This is a genomic window from Jiulongibacter sediminis (assembly GCF_001306455.1).
GTDB classification, from domain to species: Bacteria; Bacteroidota; Bacteroidia; order Cytophagales; family Spirosomataceae; genus Jiulongibacter; species Jiulongibacter sediminis.
This window is the reverse complement of sequence record NZ_LGTQ01000006.1, coordinates 191,615-210,824: the sequence shown is the minus strand read 5'-3', so window position 1 is coordinate 210,824 and position 19,210 is coordinate 191,615. Positions and strand designations below refer to the sequence as shown.

Sequence of the window (19,210 nt, the reverse complement as noted above, 5' to 3'; positions counted from 1 at the left end):
ACATTGCCTTGCGTTTGACGACAAAAGCCTGCGGCCTGTAACAGCGGACTCGGTTAACTGGTTCTGCCAGTTCACCTTTGTGGTATGGAAAGACGCTATGACATCGACTGGCTGAGAATACTCGCCTTTGCCCTTTTGATTTTTTACCATACCGGAATGTTCTTTGTGCCCTGGGGCTGGCATATCAAAAACCCTGTCATTTACGATTGGTTACAGGCTCCTATGCTTTTTATGAACCGCTGGCGAATGCCTTTGTTGTTCATTATCTCGGGCATGGGTGTGGCGTTTTCATTGAAAAAAAGAGAGCCGGGGAATTTCATTTGGGAGCGAATCAAGATGTTACTAACACCATTAATTTTTGGAATGTTAGTAGTCGTACCGCCACAGATTTACGCCGAGCGAGTGGTGGATGGAGCGTTTGCGGGGTCCTATTTTCAATTCTGGCCTTCACAGCTTTTTGTAAACGGGGCCTATCCCGAAGGCAATTTCAGCTGGCATCACCTCTGGTTTTTGCCCTATATTCTCGTTTTCTCACTTGTGTTACTTCCCCTTTTTCTCCTCCTGAAACGGTATCCGGAAGGCAGTTTTATAAAAATGATTCATCAACTGGTAAGCGGTCCTTTGAAAATCTATGCTTTAACAATCCCATTGATTCTGCTGGAGGTTTTTGTCGATCCTTTCTTTCCGGTCACACATGATCTTATTCACGATTGGTTCTACCTTCTGTATAATGCTGTTTTATTCTTTTACGGTTTTCTGTTCATCTCTGTTTACCCGTCGTTTTTAAAGGCTTTGCAAAAAGGACTCAAAGGCTTTCTTTTTACAGGTATTATTGCTTACGCAACGTTTCTTTTTCTTCGGACTTTTGAAGATGGCTGGCCGCGACATATAGCAGAGGCGGTGGTGAATCAAATCAGCCTTTTGTCCTGGCTGCTGCTTTTCTTTTCATTGTCTGCCCGATACCTTAATATCAAAAGCAAGGCTGTGGCCTACTGGAACAGGGCGGTTTACCCATTTTATATTCTTCATCAAACCGTGATTATTCTACTGGCCTGGGGGGTGATGGATGCTGACTGGAACTTGTTTTTCAAATTCAGCTTTATCAGTTTGGCCTGCTTCTTTATCTGCTGGGCCCTTTATGAGTTTATTATTAAACGTTTTAAGCTTACTCGCCTCTTCTTTGGTGTACGCCCTTCGACTCACAGAGTCCCGGGGACAAGCTCAGAGCCCGGATGAAGAATTTTTATTACTGGTACGCTACTCAGGGAAAACGGAGCAAATACAGAAAACCTCGGAGATCAGGACTAAGGGCCCTCTGTATTCGGTTCTGCTAAAACCTTTAACTTTTAACCAAGAACCTTCAACCAATTAAGCCTTCCTAACAAACTCCGATTTCAGAGCCATTTGGCCGAAGCCATCAATCTTGCAGTCGATGTTATGGTCGCCGTCGGTGAGGCGGATGTTCTTGACTTTTGTGCCTGCTTTGACCGGTTTTGGAGCCCCTTTGACCGGCAGGTCTTTGATTACCACCACGTCATCACCATCCTGAAGTACATTGCCATTGGAGTCTTTGATTTGAGCGGCCAGTTCTTCGTCGGTTGGCATGTCGGGATTCCATTCATGGAAACACTCCGGGCATACCAAAAGGCTGTCCATAGGATAGGTAAATTCGCTGCTGCATTTAGGGCAAGGTGGAAATTCGCTCATAACTTTTATTTGTATTGGTCAAAGACCTCCTTGGTGGCCTGTAGGTATTGTTTTCCCCATTTCTGATCAGGCTCCAGATGATTACCTTCAGCCCACTCGTTCATGGCGTTAATAAAGACAAAGTTCTCTTCTTTTGATGCTGGTGTAAACTTATCGCATAGCCGCTGCAGCCAGTTTTTGTACAATGCGGGTGTAGAGCCATCGATTACAAAGGCCCTTTGCTTTTTGCGGGCACAGTTATCCCAGGCAGGCATTATGCAGTGGAAATGTTTAGTGTCTGGGTCTTTTTTGGCTAGCATTCGCTCTACTACCGAGGCGTAATCGTCTTTGAAATACGAAATCTTGAAGCCAAGCTTTTGCTTCACTCTTTGCCAGAAATTCGGGTTAATATTCAGATTTCCCCAGTCTGGCTGCCATTCTACCACGGCATCAAAACCTACCCCTTCGGGGTCTTTGATAGCATCCTGATAGGTCTTTACACCGGCAAGGTAGATATCCGGGAAACCATGTTTTTTGACCTCGTCTCTCCAGATTTCAATGCTTTCTTTGAGGTCAGGAATGATGTGGGTATTGAAAAACAAAAAGAACGGTCTACCGTCAATGGTGATGTATCTTTTGTCTTTGAAAGCCGTTTCGCAAAGGTATTTTGCATGAGCACGGTGGTCTTCGGCAGAATAATCCTGCTTCATGAGCACCTCCTGATCAAGCCCATCCCAGCGGCGGGTCCAGTTTTCATTGGCCCAGCAAAGCATAAACGGAAAATCCGGCTTGCCCAGTCGCAGCATTTCGTTGACAGGCGTCTCCAGAAGCTGTTTGCCGTTAAACCAGTAATGATGAATACAGAAACCGTAGATGCTGTGCTCTTCAGCCAGTTTAGCCTGCTCTTCACGAGACTGCTCCAGACGGAGATCGTAAAAACCGAGATCAGCCGGTAAATGAGGTTGATAATGACCTGAAAACCTCGGCTGAGCTTTGGTGACGTTCGTCCATTCGGTAAAACCCTTGCCCCACCATTTGTCGTTTTCAGGTATCGGGTGAAACTGTGGTAAAATAACAGCTAGTCCGCGTAGCTTTTTTTCCTGCATAGGAGGTGTACTCTTATTTACTTTTTAATACTTCTGAAGGCGTCAAAAAGAATAGGTGGTGTCACCTGTTTGATGAATCGCTTCAGAGGGTTGGCTTCATAACCGATCACATTTTTCTTGTCCTGCTCGGCCGGAGCATCGCCGGGGCGGGTGGTGAATTTTACATGAAGTTTCTTATTCGGGTCTATTTCCTCAGCCGGGCGGCCATTGGTGAAATAGAAAAACGCCAGCGATTTACGGCTCATGCCTTCAGGGCAAAGCACCTCATCGGGCACCCCGTGCATATTGAAATCGGTAACGTTAAACACCAGTAGTCTGTTGAATAAAGGACTTACACGCTTCTTGCACTCCGTCATTTCGGTATCCCACAGTTCCAGGTGGCCGTTGTACTCTTCTTTCCAGTCTTTATTGAGGTATAGAATAGCGTTTACTCTACGGTCAAGCGGCCATTTCACGTGTTTGCTGTAGTCAGCATGTACGCCCAGTTTACCTTTGCCGTTTAGCTGGTGAAGGCCACCTCCATAGAAATAGGGGTCAGGAATCAGGTGCTCTATTCCTGTCAACTTCTCCAGAAACATCAGGAAAGGAGCCGAGTTAAACTGATACAGAATATGCTGGGTAAACTCTCCAACACGCCCTTCGCCGTTAAGCTCCTGCTTTTTTTCAAAATCGTTTTTGTAATCGTGCCAGATTTTCTGGCCGGGCTTTGGAAACTCCTCCAGGATTTTCTCAAGTGCCTCGGGATCCATAAAGTTATCAATGACTACATGCGGAAAAGGATCATTTTTCTTATACTCGTCAGCATATTTGGTGGCCAGCTCATCAAGCCTGGCATTGTCAAAGTATAGCTTCATTGAAAAGGAGACGTTTTTCGTTACAAAATTTGCCCAAAGGTAAGTATTATTTGTTTATCTTTTGTGGGTCAATATCGCCCCAAAGAGGCCTTTCTGATGAAGATCATAGCGTTTATGAGCCGCCGGAAGCAACACTGGAAAGCAGCCTGATGTCTATCCATCTAAAACAAACTAAAATGAAGAAATACTCTATCTATCTTTTGATTCTCTTGCTTTGCAATCTTACGGTTACCGCCCAATCAAAAGCCGAAGAAGGCATCATGGCCAATTTCAAAGAGCAGGAACGCTGCTGGAATGCCCATGACCTCGAATATTACGTCAAAGCCTACCGCGATAGCCCGGAGAGCAAAACCATTGGCCGAAGTGGAGTCACTTATGGGGTGGAGAACATTCTGGCCAACTATAAAAAGTACTATAACGACGACAATATGGGCCATCTGTTTTTTGATGAAATCACGATGGATAGAATCACCTCAAAAGTCTATTACGTGGTGGGCCGCTTTAATCTGGAATACGAAGGCAAAGAAACCCGCCGTGGCTATTTCTCCGTGATCATCAAAAAGTTTGGTGACCAGTGGCTGATTGTGAGCGATCATAGTTCGTGAGGGTTGTCCTAATGCCAACGTTAAGAAATAAACCGTAAAATTTTTTCTAAAATCTCCTCTATTTCGATTTTGTCTTTAGAGTTTTGGTTTCGGTAATCCTTTAGGTCAAAAGCTATTTTTTTCTCGAGTTTGCTTTTTGCAAAGGCTTCTTTGAATAGCTGTATTTCATTTTCTAGTAAATCAGATTTTCTCTGACTAAAACTTTTTCCGTCTTCTCGTGTAATGAGAGAAGCAACATCTGAGTCGAAAAGAAGTATAAGAAAGACTTCATTTCGCTCTTTTTCTGACATTTTTTCTAGAAATTGATGCTCAAGTTCATAAATCCAACTGCCGGAATATCCTCTGTAAATTGGCGAATAAACAACTTCACCAAGGTGTGCTCTATTTAGGAATAGGTTTCTTCCTTTTGTTAATTGAGAATAGACCAAGTCGAAAAGGTCAGCAAAAAATGTCTTTTGAAAATCTTCTAGATTTTTAGCACTTTTGGGAGGAGCACTACATTTTATGACTTGGGTTGGCTGAATTAAAATTCCTCGAAGAGAGTTGATAGTTGTATCTTTAAGGCAATTATCCATACCTTCAAAAAAGAGAATCATCTTAGTTGAAATGTTTGGTGAATATTTGAAATTGCACAAAGTTTTTGACAAACTCATTTTAATAAATTTGATTGTTTCTTTCTCACTTAGAGAACATAGAGATATCTGTACTGACAACTTGAGGGCAGGAGAGATTTTTGGAAATGAAAATGCAGTAACTCTTGGTTCAAGAATTGCAGATTTATTTGCCGCAGAATGCTGGTCAGAAGTAATGATCGGAAACCCAAGAATAATAGAAACAGAAGACGGGGAAGTCAACTTAATTTTAGATTTCGGCCCCGATTTAAAATTAGTAATGGTACCTATCCTGAAAGCGGGTGAAAGTAAAAGTTTGAACGCGGTAACGGGTGCCAGTAGAATTAAAATCATACAAATCGGTCATGTATAGTTCTTTAGTGAAATTAAATCCAAATTGGCTTTCTCATCCAGGACAATCACTATATGACGTATTGGAGGAGAAAAGAATGTCTCCTGATAGTTTGGCTGAAAAAATAAAAGTTGATCTAAACGAAATTCAAGAAATTCTTAAAGGGCAAAAAGATATAACTGATTCGGTTGCCACCAAATTGGAAAATGAATTGGGAATACCCCAAAAGTTCTGGTTGAGTCGACAAAGGCAATATAAAGAGTTCAAGCAGGTATTTCTTAAGAACCAAGAGAAGGCTTGGCTGGATTCTTTGCCAATCAAAGATATGATAAAGTTTGGGTGGCTATCAGGAGTAAAAAGCGAATTGACTGATCAGTGTTTAGATTTTTTTAATCTAAAACAAGTCCCACAATCTTTAGACTCCTCCGCGAATTTTGCTCAAGGTGGAGTTAGGTTTAGAACCTCAACTAAATATGAAGCTCATATAGGATCGACAAACGTCTGGATTAGACAAGGAGAAAGATGTGCTGAAAAGATCGAATGCAATGAATGGAACCTTGAATTACTTTGTGACAAGCTCGAATCTATGAGAGCTTTATGTAATGTCAAGAAACCGAATGAATACATACCAAAATTAAAAGAAATTTGTGCCGAATGTGGAATTATTTTGGTGGTTATTCGTCCAACAAGCGGTTGCCGAGCTAGTGGTGCCACAAAATTTTTACCTTCGGGAAAGGCTCTGATATTAATGAGCTTTAGGCACAAAAGCGACGATCATTTTTGGTTTACTTTTTTTCATGAAATTGGCCATCTTATATATCACAATAGTCAACAACGAACATTCGTAGATGAGGATTCAAATTGGCAAGAGAACTTAAATCTTGAGGAACAAGAGGCAAATAAGTTTTCAGGAGATTTACTAATTCCCTACAGCATACTTCCTGAGCTATCTAAAATGAAGCGTGACAAACGTACTATTGTTAGAATGGCATTGAAATTAGGAGTGAGTCCTGGAATTCTGATTGGTCAAATGCAACATCATAACATTATAGATTTTAGTTATCTCAATGGGTATAAGAGAAGATACTCAAATGAAGAAATACCTTTTGATTGCTAACCAATAAATTGCTTATAAACTGTTGGTGATTTTTGCCAATTACAGAGTGCATCTTCTAAAATTTGCATTCCAAAATCATAACCCAAGAAGTTGTCTAGCTTTTCTAAGATGGCTTCATACTCTTTATTTTTGATAACTTTTTTTTCATCCTTCATAAGGACACGGGCTCCCTTCTTGGGGCCAGTAGATTCCGCAATATAAATTTTCCCGGGAGTGACATCATAGATTCCCATTTTACCTATCATACACAAATAATCAAATCTTGCAAGTCTCCCAAATCGAGGAATAATATCCATTGAATTATAAATAATTTCAAACTTTTTCTCAGGTCTTATTGACGAATTGGTAGTAAGATAATCAAACTTCTGAAGGTGATTCTCTTGTTCTAAAACCCACCTTATGTATCTTGAATAAGTATCCGTTCTTTTCAAACTTTCCCTACTTCTATGATTACTGAATGACCCGGCCATTTGCAAATAAGCCAGATTACTATTGTACCATTCCAAAAATTCGGGTAGGTTTCTTGATACATTTTCCCACGTCCAAACTTTACTTCCATTTATTCCACCATATAAGGTCCTGGCTAAGGCCCAGTTTTTCTTTTTATGTTTCCCAAAATGTATTGCAAGAAAAATCAGCCAAATAGCTTCATCAATTTGGTCATTATTTTTAAAGGTTACAGCTAGTTTTAAAGGATCAAAAGCTGATGAATTAACATCAGCGGGCGAAGAATTTCTAGAGCTTATAACTTTAATGTATTCAACGCGTTTTACACTATCTACAATTTGACAGGCTAAAGTATAACGCATAAGGTCATTTTCGATTCCGGGCAATTCCTCAATATTTTGGCTAAAATGGGCTAAAGAATCAGATATTTGTCGTGCTTTCGGTTCGTCCTTTTTTGTCATGCTTATAATAGTTTTCAGTAAATCTGTTTCTTATCTCTTTAGAGATTTTTGAGCTAATTCCATAGCTACTTTGAATGTTATGATTAAACCCAAAAACATTAATTTTTTTGGATTTATCTTGGATTTCTAAGTTTAGTATGCCTTCATAAATGTACCCGGCCACTCTTCGATTATTAGTTCTAGGAAGAGAAATACTGTCATCTAATTTTTTGTTCAAGGTAATGTCAAAAACTTCTTCAAAAATATTTATAACACCTTGTCCATTAAGTACTAGGAAGCCAATGTCTGAGGAGATGAGTATTTGAGATAAAAAGTCCGAAGTCTTTTTAATTAAAACTCCCTTATCTGCCTGATTCATATTACCCCATTTCGTGGAGGTTGCATATGGTACAATATCAAGGTGACAGACTTCTTGAGATGGGAAATAATATGACTTTTGAGTTCCAGAAATCACATAATCAAGCTTCTTGAACCAGGCATCGTAGGGATTTTTTTGAAAATAGTTCAAGCAATCATTAACAATTAAATCTACATGTTTTAAATTCAAATCTCTCCAATCTTTTAACCCAAGAGATTCGAGAGTTTGAAATCTTCTACTATGATTTCTTAACTCCTTGCCGTCCTTATCTACAAATTCGAGGTTACTAGGGTTTAAACCTAAGGTTGCAATTTTAGCCTTTCCAATGTTTCCAAAAACGGGCACTGGGCTTGCCCATTTGATAACAGAGTCAATAGTTAAGCTTCTTTGTACCCTGACAAGTTCCTTCGTTATATTTTCTATCCTTTCAGACATCTTTCAATTTTTCATCAACGTAAGTTCTAAACGCTTTACTTCTCATGTTCATATTTAACATCTTAGCCTCTTGAATCTCGCCTTTTTTCCAACAATTAAAAATTGATAACAGTAATAGAATGTCAAACCAGTATTCATCAAATTCTGACTGATATTTCAAAACGGTTTCGTGACCTCCATCTCGAATTTTATCTTCCGCATTAATCAGCTTATCGAGAGTTGAAAGTTCAAAATTAGGAGGTAATTCCTTCATTTGTTCCTTTATAAAATAACCTTCATTTTGATAACTTATAACCTTGGCTAAATCTTTCTTATAGATATGAAGACTTGATACATAATGATAATATTCTCCTAATTCCACTCCTAGAATAGAACTCACCATTTCCTGAAGCATAGTGAAGCAGAAAATATCATGTGGTAATCCCCTAAAAGCATCGTTTGACCTCATATTAACAAATAAGAACAACTTATTGTTACGAATAATAAAGTGAAGAGTTAAAGTACATGGTATATCCTCGTATTCTTCTAGTAAGTCATCATTTTCAAATAGCTGGATTACTGCTTTTCTCGTAGTTGGCTTCTTTTTCAGTTTTGAGATTATTAAACTAAGATGCTCATTCCCAAAAATTCTAGGGCCGTAACCTCCATGAATATATTTTTCCCCTAATTCATTGGTGTCAGAATATTTCTCATAACGTTTAATATAATGTGAAATAAAGTCTAGTTTATTATCTCCTGTAAAATACCAAAATAGTTCGCCTAGGCCACTGAATATCATTTTCTTATTGTAGGAAGAGCTTAAACGAGATCGCGGGTTTTTAAGACATAAGGAAGCCCCCAATATTTCATAAGAGACAACTCCTTTATGAGCCTCATAATTAACTTTATGGTTTAATAATGCATTATAAGTTTCTTGGAGTAAGTCGTCCAAGGTTTCCTCTTGTATGGAAATCATAGCGTGAATATTTTATCAAATCTAACCAAAAAGCTCCGTACTTCAGGGGCGTTGGATTTGTAGTTGGGTTGTATGTTTTCTTTATTCAATAATCGTATTGCTCACAAATAAGATCTTTCGGCTATCGGGGCTCCAGCTGGGGGTGTTGATGGTGCCCTGGCCGCCATAAAGGTAGGCGATGACCCTTGGCGGAGCTGAGAGGTCCGTCGGCATCAGTCGTAAGGTCACATGCTTATAAAACGGGTGATCACCGGGCTCTATGTCATCGCCATAGCTGATGAAGGCTATCCAGCGGCCATCCGGCGAAATATGCGGAAACCAGCTGTTCATGTTTTCTTCAAAAGTCAGCTGAGTTTGCTCGCTGCCGTCGGGTTTCATCCGCCATAACTGCATGTGGCCGGTACGTACCGAGTTAAAGTAGATGTATTGGCCATCAGGACTGTACTCTGAGCCATCGTCGTATTTTTCATTATTGGTCAGGTTGATCTCCGGCTCGCTGCCATCGGCTTTGCATTTATAGACGTCCCATTGTCCGTTTCGGCGTGCGGTGTAGGTGAGCCACCGGTTATCGGGGCTCCATCCGTGAAAATAAGAAGGGCCGGTGGGCGTAATGCGTTTAGGCACTCCTCCGGCAAAGGGTAAGGTATAAATTAAAGAACCGTACTCCTGCTCGCCACTACTACTGCTGATACCAAGCATCTCACCACCCCAGGAGATCACATGGTCGTTATTGTTTCTGGTGGCAAAATCGGTATTAATAACCTCAGGTTTTGTTTGTCCAAACTTTAGTTTGTAGATCAGTCCATCAGCATTATAGATGAAGCCGGAGTTGTCAGGAATCCAGTTGGGGGCCTGTAAAGAGCCTTTTTCAGAATACAGTATATCGCGTTGCTCTGTAAAGACATCCAACATTTCGATATGGCTACCGATATAGTCACGGTAAGGCCTGAAATCATCGGGTGCAGGGCGGTAGATTCGCACATTGTGAAAGCTGGCGTCTTCCAGCTGTTCGGCATGATGAGCACAGACAAAAAGCCCGATATACAGCTCACCTGGCATTGCTATCTCGGCAGTAGAAACAGTGGAAAGGGTATCACCTTTTTGGGCAATCTTTACCGTAAAGGTATTGCCATGCCGCTCCAGTTGAAGAATATCGGCCTGTGTAATCTCTGACATCTTCGAAACTACTTCTGAGCCTTTGGCTGGCCTGTACTGGAAACCGGAAAGCAGGTCGCCATGAGTAACTGCGGTGGCCATTTGGGCATCGTCTGAAAGTTCGGCTCTTACCATCAGGCCACCTTTTCGGTGACCATCGGTTCCTCGGCCCAATAAGCGAGTTTCGGCGTTAAAGATGAAATCGCCTTTAATTTTTTTATAGACAAACCGAAACTCGTCATGACTGCTCCAAACATTGGTACCACCACCGGTGAGCTGGTATTCTCCAAAACGTGCATCATACTGAGCTGATCCTTGAAATTTAGGGCTACCGATATCTGCGGTTTCGTTAAAAATGCCCAATTGTGCCTGTGCAATTACTGAAGTGGTGATCAGAAGGGCCGTTAGTAAAGTTTTCATTTAGGTAGGGTTGAATTAAGGTCAGACTTCTCAGAAGCCTGACCTGTCCTTTTTAAAGGCTTTTGAGGTATTCCAAACTCTTTGGAATGTTCTCAAACTCATGGTCACTTTCGTCTTCAATGAAGTAATGAGCGATGCCAATTTCTTTGGAAAGCTTCAGGATTTCAGGCCAGTTGCCCTGACCTTCGCCTACCGGCACATCGTTTTCGGCTGGAGTACCTCCCGTGCCGTCACCCACAATGCCTTTTTTGAGGTCTTTCACGTGCATCAGCTTGAAACGCTTGCCGTATTTTTTCAGCAGGTCTTCCGGAGCAGTGCCACCGCCGCCATGAAGAGCCCAGAGCACATCCAGCTCAAAAGAAACATATTCAGGATCGGTATTCTGGATGATATAATCCAGCAAGTTGCCCTCGCCTTCGGGGTTAGGACCAAACTCGTAACCATGAGGGTGGTAGCAGAAAGTCAGACCGTTTTCGGCGAGAACTTTGCCGGCGGCATTGAAAACTTCCACGGCTTTCTTTGCTTCTTCAAAATCAAAGCCATCTTTATGAGGCACCCAGGCACACATCACAAAATTGGCTCCCAAAGCTTTGGCGTTATCGGCCACGGCCTGCGGGTCGTTTTCAAACTGCTCAAAACTACCACCTGTTGAGACAATCTGCAGGCCCCGATCGGCACACATTTGTTTGTAATCTTCAGGTGAGATACCACGGGGAGCTCCGGTTTCATATTCTGTAAAGCCCAGAGCGGCAATGGTGTCCAGAATAGCCTCGGTAGTCCAGGTGCTGTCAGCAAACTGATGCCGGAAAGTATAAGCCTGCACACCCAGAGGTGCTGTAAAAAGCGGGTCTTTTTCTTCGGCGTTTTCTTCAGAGGACGAACTGCAGGAGAACGTCAAAAAGGCTGTTAAAGCCAGGAGAGATAGGGTTATTTTTTCCATATGGGTTTGGTTAATAATGTTCTTTTAATTTGGTGCTTGTTAGAGGTCCTCGACTCCGCTCGGACTGACAATACGTATGTCAGTCCGAGCGGAGGGGGCGGCCTTCCGCACGAGACCCTCATTTTATCTTAAATTCTTCCTGTTCAACTCATCTACTGCATGGTTGGCTGCACGGGCGGCAAACATCATGTAGGTGAGTGTTGGGTTTTGAGTACCGGTGGAGGTCATACAGGCTCCATCGGTCACGTACACGTTTTTACAGGCGTGCAGGGCGTGGTTGGCATCCAACATGGAGGTTTTCGGGTCTTTGCCCATCCGTACGCCGCCCATTTCATGAATATCAGACCCCGGTGGATGATGCGAATCGCTGGCTTTTATATCGGTGCAGCCGGCCATTTCCATCATTTTCGGAATTTCGGTCATGAAATCTTCCACCATGCGGTCATCGTTTTCCTGCCAATCGCAGGAGAACACGATCTGCGGAATACCGTATTTGTCTTTCAATGTATCATGAAGCCGGATATGGTTTTCCTCCACCGGGATGGTTTCGCCCATCATCCAGGCAGAAAGACCCCAGCCACCAAGCTGACGACTCAGTAGATTTTCACGCAGCTGATCACCTATTCCATCTCTGGAACTGTAACTTCCACGGCCGCCGCCAATGCCGGTGGCGTAGCCTCGCAGGAAGTTCTGATCATGCTTGTACAGGTTTCTAAACCGCGGAATATATGAATGACTGGGGTGGGCTCCGGCCGTTTTTTTATCCAGAAAACCGGGGTGTTTGGCTGAGACACGGCCACGGTAATTGTGCCAGGCAATGTATTTGCCCAAAACTCCGCTGTCATTGCCGAGTCCATTCGGGAAACGCTTTGAGGTGGAGTTCAGCAAGATGGCAGTTGAGTTGATGGCCGAGCCATTGACAAAAATGACTTTGGCGTAAAATTCCACCATTTCCTTGCTGTTGGCGTCGATGATCCGTACACCGGTGGCTTTCTCTTTGCGGTCGTCATAGATGACAGAATGAACCACCGAATGAGGGCGGAGAGTCAGGTTTCCGGTTTTCGCTGCCCAGGGCAAGGTACTGGCATTGCTGCTGAAAAAGCCTCCGTAAATACAGCCGCGATTACACTGTCGCTGGCTCAAGCAACGGGTACGGCCCTGTTCTTGATGAATTTTCTGGGGGTCGGTGAGATGAGCACAGCGTCCAAAGATGAGAAAACGGTCATCATATTCTTTTTCAATGGTTTCTTTGAAATGCTGCTCCAGGCAATTGAGATCCCAGCCGGGCTGAACAATGCTGTTAGGCAAGGCGTCAAGGTTATCATTGAAGCCTGCAATGCCTGCAAACTTCTCAACATGATCATACCAGGGCTCTACATCTTTATAACGAATGGGCCAGTCGACCGCAAAGTCGTCACGGGCAGGCCCTTCAAAGTCGTAGTCAGACCAGCGTTGGGTTTGTCGTGCCCAGAGCAATGATTTTCCACCTTCATGATACCCACGTACCCATCTGAAAGGCTTTTCATAAACCACAGGCTGTTCATCATCTGGAATAGCCCAATGAAAAGTTTCGGCACGCATGAAACGGGCGTTTTTAAAGTCTTCTTTTTGTTCACGGGTAAGATCACCCCGGTATTCAAAATCCCATGGGGCTTTGGAGGCCGTGGGGTAATCGGTGATATGTTTTACTCCCCGGCCGCGTTCGAGCACAAGCGTTTTCAGGCCTCTGTCGCACAGCTCTTTAGCGGCCCAGCCACCACTGGCTCCGGAGCCGATCACGATGGCATCGTAGGTGTTCTTTTTCTTTATGTTAAGATTAAGATTTGACATTTAAATGTTGGCAAGTTTAATAAACTCAAAACTCATGGCCGAAAACTATATTACATCAACACACCCGTCGAAAAATCCAGGGGCCATGACGTAATCATAATGGTTTACCATGACGTACTCTGATGTCGTATAGCCCCTGATAGTTTCACGTCGCAGCGTATCGTAAAGCCAGGCTTTCTCTTCATCAGATGGACTTGAAAAGGCCATCAGAATACTTTCTCTTTGTCCCTGATTACATTCTGAGAAAGTTTGAGCGTAAACCTTCCGTGCATAGGTATCCAAGTCTTTCAGACCGGTCTTGACGCGAGCGAGGTCTTCTAATTCATAACAGTCGGCAAACAGGCGATCCATGAATTGATCAACACCCAGCGATACGGCTCCGGGTTCGTTTAGTCCCTCGGGGATGAACGTATCAGCGACTGACCGAATAAGACTTCCCTCAGCAGGAGTAAATCTACCTGAAGGCCTCACCTGACCAGCCTGCCAGCCATATGCCCAGCCGGGAAGTGTCATGGCTGCCCCTGTACCCAGAGCCAGATTTTTGAGTAAAGCTCGTCTTTTCATGCTTTTATCATCAGGATTATCTTTAAAAGTAAATCCAAAATCGTGACAATTACCAGTTACGGTTATTCTATTCGATGAAAGGGAAGTCAGGGGAGACGAAAAGGGAGGGGATTCATTCTTTTCTCGTCAGCGAAACCTTCGAGGTCTTCAAGACCTCGAAGGTTTGATTATTCGGAAAACGGAAATCCATCACTCCACGATCTTCTCTATCACCAAGTCCTCAAACTCGCTGTTTTTAAATGGTTTGGCTTCCTGTTGCTTTAGAAAATCTTCTTTTGAACCGAACAATTGATGAATAGTGGCCCGCATAAGTTTGGATTGCTTCTCAGATAAATGACTTTGATAAGAGGAATGAGGGTAAAACCTGAAATCTTCCGTAAAGCCATGCTTTTGAGGATTTTGATGGATGTAGGTGATAAGGTTAAGCAGGTATCGCTTGTTTTTGATTGTCTTTCTTTCAAACCGGCTCTCAAACAAACTTCCTGTTAGGTGGTATGCCTTATTGACTCCTTTAGCATAGGCGTTAAAGCAATTAGAGAATTGCTGAGAGCAGAAATAGGTCAAGGTTTGTTTTGAGTTTTTGGCTTCCATCAGTTTATGGATAACGGCCTCCTCCCGAATTCTGATCAACACATGAAAATGATTTTTCATCAGGCAGTACGCAAAAGTCTCAGCGATGGGCTCTACATGTTTATCCCAAAGGTGAAGAAAGTAGGTATAGTTCTTTTCCTCAAAAAAGATGTCGCATCCGCCGTTTCCGCGGTTATAGATATGATAAAATACACCTGATAATAGTGGTTGTTTGGATTCCATTATTGCGTTGATTAATAGTAGGTTGAAATTAAACTTAATTTGAACGAAATTCTATTTCTTAGATGACGAAACCTCAGAGGTCTTGAAGATCTCTGAGGTTTGATTCAACGAAAAAAGGAGAAATCAAAACAATTCCTTACGTAACCGATTCTTCGCTAAGTAGACCCCGGAGGTTTTGGAGACCTCCGGGGTCTGTTCGTAGAGTAAGGAAAAACCGATTTCGTAGTACCAAAACCAAAAAAGAAAACCCCTCCCGAAAATCAGGAGGGGTTTCTAACCTATATATTTTACTTAAACCCTAGTTTCTGCTACTTCTTGATGACCTGCTGCCACCTGAGCTTCTGCTGGCAGAGCTGCTTCTGCTACTCCCTGAAGAAGATCTCATACTCGCTGAAGAGCGACTGCTGCTTCTGCTCGGGCTTACGGCCGAAGATCTGCTTCTGCTTGGACTGCTGCTTCTCATGCTTGATGATCTCGCAGAGCTACTTTTGCTCGGACTACTGCTTCTCATACTCGATGATTTCGGCGAGCTGCTTCTGCTCGGAGCCGTCCTCATAGTAGAAGAAGATCTGCTGCTGTTACCAGATGACCTCATTGAAGGGCTGCTGGTTCTATTGTTGCTATTCCCGTACGAGCGGGTGGTATTCGGAGCTGAGCTTCTCGTAGAAGGTCTGTTATACTCCCGTGCACTGCGTGAGCTTGTGCTGGCCGAGCCATTTCTTGCAGATTCATAAGACCTGCGGGTGTTAGGCGAGTTATAGGTACTGCTTCTACGGGCCGAGTTATTGGTAACTCTGTTTGCAGGGTCAGTTCTATCTCTACGTACTACTGTGTTTCCACGAGTGTTTCGATCTCTTATCGGCTCATTTGTATGATGATACGTCACCTGATGGTTATGGTAGTAATTCCTTAACCTGTTAGTGTGTACAAACACATTTACGGTAGGCACATAGTATCTTGGCACATATCCATATCTCCAGCTTCCCCAGCCCAGTCTGTCGTATCTGTAGAAATCCCAACCGTTCACATACCATCTGTTATACCAGAAGGGGTACGAGTTAAAGCCAACATACACGTTTCCAAAACCATAGAATCTGCGATCCCAGTCTGCAAGCTCAATACCTACCCTTCTGTTTAGCCATACCACATCATCCCAGATGTCATTCTGCTCCCAGCGGTCGTAGTTACCATCAGCCATATAGTCATATTCCTTCTCTTCTATACGCTCCAGTTTTCTGTAAAGGCGGTTAGCCTCCCAGTTGGTAAGCAAACCGTTCTGCTCACCTTCAGATATACTTACACGTACATCCCAGTGCCAGTCAAACTCCTCATCATAGAAGTGCCTGTCGTCGTAATATCTTTGAGCGGTGGCAGTGGTTACACCTACCACCATCATCACCAAAACTGCTAATATCTTTTTCATAGTTGTAATCTTTAAGTCCTTTAGTTCTTAGATGCACGCAAGGGCTCTCAGGTTGTTTGCGAAATGTTAATAAACTGTGAAAGAGTAGAAATATATATTGAGTAGTATGAGATGCAAACTCAATATCAGGGCATTCCTCCGCCTATGGCAGGGTCTGGCTTTCGCTACTCTCCCGATAGCTATCGGGATCAAACATGCCGCTCTATCCCTAATGCAGGGGAAGTTTTCATGACTAAGTCTGTCCGTAGGACTCTGTGAGTCGATCCAAGTAACGGGTGAGTGAGCCTGTCGAACTCATTTCCCAATCATCAAAACCCCGGCCAGTACAAACACCGAACCGATCAGTTCCTGCACCGAAAGCACTTCTCCTAAAAAGATATACCCCAGAATGATTGTAGAAACAGGCCCAATACTTGCGACTATAGAAGCCCGGTTTGCTCCAAGAAGCTTAATGCCCTCCATCACCATGAAAGTAGGAATTACAGTACTGATGAGTGCCAGTGCTATTCCATAGAAATGCACCCCTATGGGCAAAATAAACAGATCCGCATTTGAGAAAAGAGAATAATGAACAAGCACGTATAAAGAGGATAAAATCATGCTAATGCTGTTAAAATTCACCGAACCGATTTTATTGATCATCTCCCCTCCGAAAACCAGATAGAGTGAGTAGGTAATAGCTGAGATGAGAATGAGTGTTCCACCTTTGACAAAATCCGGAGCCTCAAAAATTCGGGGCTCCGCGGCAATAATGAGAATACCGAAATATGTAATACCCAAAGCGATCAAACTTCTTTTTGAAATACTTTTCTTCAGGAAAATCCTCGAGAAAATGACAACCAGAGTAGGGTAGATAAACAAAATAATACGCTCAAGTCCTGCAGTAATATATAGCAGCCCTTTGAAATCTAACCAGCTGGCCAGGTAGTATCCCAGCATTGCGAGCAAAGCTATAATACCCAGGTCTCTGGTTTTTATCTGGCTCAGCGTACCTTTTCGGTAACGCCACCAGGCAATTCCTATGAAAATGGGCAAAGCGTAACCAAAACGAAGGCTAAGCAAAGAGATATCATCAATATCATAATCAGCATAGGCCATTTTGATAAAAATGGCTTTGGCTGAGAAACAAACCGCCCCCAGAGCCACCAGAAATACACCTTTTTGAGAAGCTGTCATACTTTGTTTGAGATTCAGTGTCCAAATGTGAAAGAAATTTCGTTGTGATTTTAGGCTAAAAGATCATTTGGACGATTTCGACAAAATGTTTGACCATAAACGCTATGTTATCACCCTTTTGGATTCTGAAATTTTCAAACCATGACAGGCCTTTACGACAAATCACGCATATTTGAGACGTTAAACTCAACCTTATTGATGTACAGAAAATTAAGTCTTTTATTTATTCTTTTTATTCCATTGGTGGGTCTTGCTCAGCAGCCTGTTGTGAGCAGTAAACTCAGCCAAAAAGGGCAGAAGCTCTTTGAGCAGAATTGTGGTAGCTGCCACAATTTTACGCAGGATGGCATTGGCCCGCATCTTGGAGGAATTGGTGCTATTTCTGACAAGGCGTACATCCCGGGAATGATCAGGAACGCTCAGGCGATGATAGATGCGGGTAATACTCGTGCTTTGCCTTTGTATAGAAAGTTTAGAACTGTAATGCCCTCTTTTGATTATTTGAAAGAGAAGGAAATCAAAGCCCTTATCGCTTTTATTGAAGATCAGCCCGAGCCACCCAAGGTTTCTTCAACTATGGGAAAGGCAATTGAAGATCCTATTCCTCAAAAAATTGGGAGTTCCGGTTTGGTTGTAAAAATGGAGCCCGTTTTACAATTTCCGTTTACAAATGATCGAATTCCACGAACCCGAATTACCAAAATGGATGTCCACCCCATTACTGGAGAAAGAATGGTGGTAGACCTTCAAGGCAAACTATACAAACTCAATGCTAAAGATGAGCCCTCGGTTTATATGGACATGGCGAAAGAGTTTAAATCTTTTATTAATTCGCCCGGCCTGGCTACAGGGTTTGGTAGCTTTGCTTTTCACCCTGAGTTTGAAAAGAAGGGCCTTTTTTACACCACACATTCTGAACCAGCCGGCACCAAACCTGCTGATTTTGCCTACGCAGATAGCATTCCGGTAAAGCTTCAATGGATAGTGGAAGAATGGAAAACGGACAATCCTGAATCAGAGGTTTTCGAAGGGAAATCCAGAGAATTGTTTCGTATCGACATGGTCACTCAGATTCACGGAATGCAGGAAATAGCTTTTAATCCGTACGCTGAAAAAGGGGATGACGATTACGGCCTTTTATTTATTGGGTTAGGAGATGGTGGAGCCGTGGAGCAGGGTTATGATTTTATCCCAAGAGGAAAAGAAATGGCTTGGGGTAAAGTTTACCGCATTGACCCGCAAGGACGAAACAGTAAAAACGGGCAATATGGAATTCCGGCTTCAAACCCTTTTGTAGGAGATCCAACAGCCATTCAGGAAACCTATGCGATGGGTTTCAGAAATGCTAATAGAATTCACTGGTTAAAAGATGGAAGGATGTTGGTAAGCAATATTGGTCAGCGTCAGGTGGAGTCGTTATATCTGATACCTGAGCCGGGTGTAGACTGTGGCTGGCCTGATCGTGAGGGTACTTTCCAAATTGAACGGAAAGGAGACATTAATTTTGTTTACCCTTTACCCGGGAATGATGGAGATTATAATTACCCCGTCGCCCAATATGATCATGATGAAGGAAATGCCATTATGGGTGGTTTCGAGTACCGAGGAGATGATATCCTGGAACTGAAAGGCAAGTACATTTTCGGTGAAATTGTCAAAGGAAGACTTTTCTATATTGATGTTGCTGATATTGAGTCTGGCCGTCAGGCTGAGATAAAAGAGTGGTTTGTCAGTTTAGAGGGTAAGCAGGTGAATTTATCTGACTTGACAAAAACCAGCAAAGTTGATCTACGTCTGGGACAGGACAAAGACGGGCATGTCTATATCATGACAAAACCTGATGGAATGATGTACAGGCTTATTCCTTAAGAAGGAAACCACATAGGTACATAAAGCACATAG

At 42.8% G+C, this 19,210-nt stretch carries 19 protein-coding genes; 5 read left to right on the top strand and 14 right to left on the bottom strand.

All coding sequences use genetic code 11. The features are described 5' to 3' along the window. The first annotated feature begins 84 nt into the window (after positions 1 to 84). Positions 85 to 1,236 (top strand): acyltransferase family protein, encoded by a 1,152-nt coding sequence (locus AFM12_RS06745; protein WP_055145692.1) that lies wholly within the window; start codon positions 85 to 87, stop codon positions 1,234 to 1,236. A gap of 132 nt (positions 1,237 to 1,368) precedes the next feature. Here the strand turns inward: AFM12_RS06745 and AFM12_RS06740 are convergent, their stop codons facing one another. From AFM12_RS06740 to AFM12_RS06730, 3 genes are read right to left on the bottom strand one after another with little or no spacing between them, the layout of a single operon-like run. Beyond that, positions 1,369 to 1,707 carry a zinc ribbon domain-containing protein YjdM gene (locus AFM12_RS06740; RefSeq protein ID WP_055145689.1) on the bottom strand — a complete coding sequence of 113 codons (339 nt, stop codon included), beginning with the start codon at positions 1,705 to 1,707 and terminating at the stop codon, positions 1,369 to 1,371. A gap of 5 nt (positions 1,708 to 1,712) precedes the next feature. After that, positions 1,713 to 2,792, bottom strand: coding sequence for a glycosyltransferase WbsX family protein (locus AFM12_RS06735; RefSeq protein WP_055145686.1), 1,080 nt, complete (start codon positions 2,790 to 2,792; stop codon positions 1,713 to 1,715). 17 nt (positions 2,793 to 2,809) lie between these two features. Continuing rightward, the gene (locus tag AFM12_RS06730) at positions 2,810 to 3,646 is read right to left on the bottom strand and encodes a 2OG-Fe(II) oxygenase (RefSeq protein WP_055145683.1); all 837 of its coding nucleotides are present in this window, start codon (positions 3,644 to 3,646) and stop codon (positions 2,810 to 2,812) included. 176 nt (positions 3,647 to 3,822) lie between these two features. On the opposite strand from AFM12_RS06730, the gene AFM12_RS06725 reads away from it, so the two are divergent. Continuing rightward, positions 3,823 to 4,251, top strand: a complete 429-nt coding sequence (locus tag AFM12_RS06725) for a YybH family protein (RefSeq protein WP_157687316.1) — start codon at positions 3,823 to 3,825, stop codon at positions 4,249 to 4,251. 20 nt (positions 4,252 to 4,271) lie between these two features. Here the strand turns inward: AFM12_RS06725 and AFM12_RS06720 are convergent, their stop codons facing one another. Beyond that, positions 4,272 to 4,847, bottom strand: coding sequence for a hypothetical protein (locus AFM12_RS06720; protein ID WP_055145677.1), 576 nt, complete (start codon positions 4,845 to 4,847; stop codon positions 4,272 to 4,274). Between the two features lie 10 nt (positions 4,848 to 4,857). Here AFM12_RS06720 and AFM12_RS06715 point away from each other — a divergent pair, with 10 nt between their 5' ends. Both AFM12_RS06715 and AFM12_RS06710 read left to right on the top strand, forming a co-directional pair. After that, positions 4,858 to 5,235 (top strand): hypothetical protein, encoded by a 378-nt coding sequence (locus tag AFM12_RS06715; RefSeq protein WP_055145674.1) that lies wholly within the window; start codon positions 4,858 to 4,860, stop codon positions 5,233 to 5,235. Beyond that, a complete protein-coding gene (locus tag AFM12_RS06710) occupies positions 5,228 to 6,331 on the top strand; it encodes an ImmA/IrrE family metallo-endopeptidase (protein ID WP_055145671.1) in 1,104 nt (367 codons plus the stop codon). The genes AFM12_RS06715 and AFM12_RS06710 overlap by 8 nt, the downstream gene beginning before the upstream one ends. On the opposite strand, the gene AFM12_RS06705 is transcribed toward AFM12_RS06710, so the two are convergent. The 10 genes from AFM12_RS06705 to AFM12_RS06660 form a co-directional block, all read right to left on the bottom strand. Beyond that, complete coding sequence (locus AFM12_RS06705; protein ID WP_055145668.1) at positions 6,328 to 7,239, bottom strand: alpha-glutamyl/putrescinyl thymine pyrophosphorylase clade 3 protein; 912 nt, start codon at positions 7,237 to 7,239, stop codon at positions 6,328 to 6,330. The two genes, AFM12_RS06710 and AFM12_RS06705, sit on opposite strands and share 4 nt — an antisense overlap. After that, entirely contained in the window at positions 7,199 to 8,032 is an 834-nt protein-coding gene (locus tag AFM12_RS06700) for a hypothetical protein (RefSeq protein WP_055145666.1), read from the bottom strand. Before AFM12_RS06700 ends, AFM12_RS06705 begins: the two co-directional genes overlap by 41 nt. Next, positions 8,025 to 8,987 (bottom strand): thymidylate synthase, encoded by a 963-nt coding sequence (locus AFM12_RS06695; RefSeq protein ID WP_082391228.1) that lies wholly within the window; start codon positions 8,985 to 8,987, stop codon positions 8,025 to 8,027. Before AFM12_RS06695 ends, AFM12_RS06700 begins: the two co-directional genes overlap by 8 nt. Before the next feature lie 81 nt (positions 8,988 to 9,068). Continuing rightward, complete coding sequence (locus AFM12_RS06690) at positions 9,069 to 10,562, bottom strand: TolB family protein (RefSeq protein ID WP_055145664.1); 1,494 nt, start codon at positions 10,560 to 10,562, stop codon at positions 9,069 to 9,071. Between the two features lie 52 nt (positions 10,563 to 10,614). After that, positions 10,615 to 11,502, bottom strand: a complete 888-nt coding sequence (locus tag AFM12_RS06685) for a sugar phosphate isomerase/epimerase family protein (RefSeq protein ID WP_055145661.1) — start codon at positions 11,500 to 11,502, stop codon at positions 10,615 to 10,617. 123 nt (positions 11,503 to 11,625) lie between these two features. Beyond that, a complete protein-coding gene (locus tag AFM12_RS06680) occupies positions 11,626 to 13,332 on the bottom strand; it encodes a GMC oxidoreductase (RefSeq protein ID WP_055145658.1) in 1,707 nt (568 codons plus the stop codon). Positions 13,333 to 13,377: 45 nt separating this feature from the next. Then, positions 13,378 to 13,896, bottom strand: coding sequence for a gluconate 2-dehydrogenase subunit 3 family protein (locus AFM12_RS06675; protein ID WP_055145655.1), 519 nt, complete (start codon positions 13,894 to 13,896; stop codon positions 13,378 to 13,380). Between the two features lie 189 nt (positions 13,897 to 14,085). Beyond that, positions 14,086 to 14,709: a transposase gene (locus AFM12_RS06670; RefSeq protein ID WP_055145652.1), complete on the bottom strand. Its 624-nt coding sequence runs from the start codon at positions 14,707 to 14,709 to the stop codon at positions 14,086 to 14,088. Between the two features lie 298 nt (positions 14,710 to 15,007). After that, positions 15,008 to 16,132, bottom strand: a complete 1,125-nt coding sequence (locus AFM12_RS19685; protein WP_131458236.1) for a hypothetical protein — start codon at positions 16,130 to 16,132, stop codon at positions 15,008 to 15,010. Between the two features lie 294 nt (positions 16,133 to 16,426). Next, a complete protein-coding gene (locus AFM12_RS06660) occupies positions 16,427 to 17,308 on the bottom strand; it encodes a DMT family transporter (RefSeq protein ID WP_055145646.1) in 882 nt (293 codons plus the stop codon). Between the two features lie 198 nt (positions 17,309 to 17,506). Between AFM12_RS06660 and AFM12_RS06655 the strand changes: the two genes are divergently transcribed. Next, on the top strand, positions 17,507 to 19,177 hold the full coding sequence (locus tag AFM12_RS06655) for a PQQ-dependent sugar dehydrogenase (RefSeq protein WP_055145643.1): 1,671 nt from the start codon (positions 17,507 to 17,509) through the stop codon (positions 19,175 to 19,177). Positions 19,178 to 19,210 lie beyond the last annotated feature (33 nt).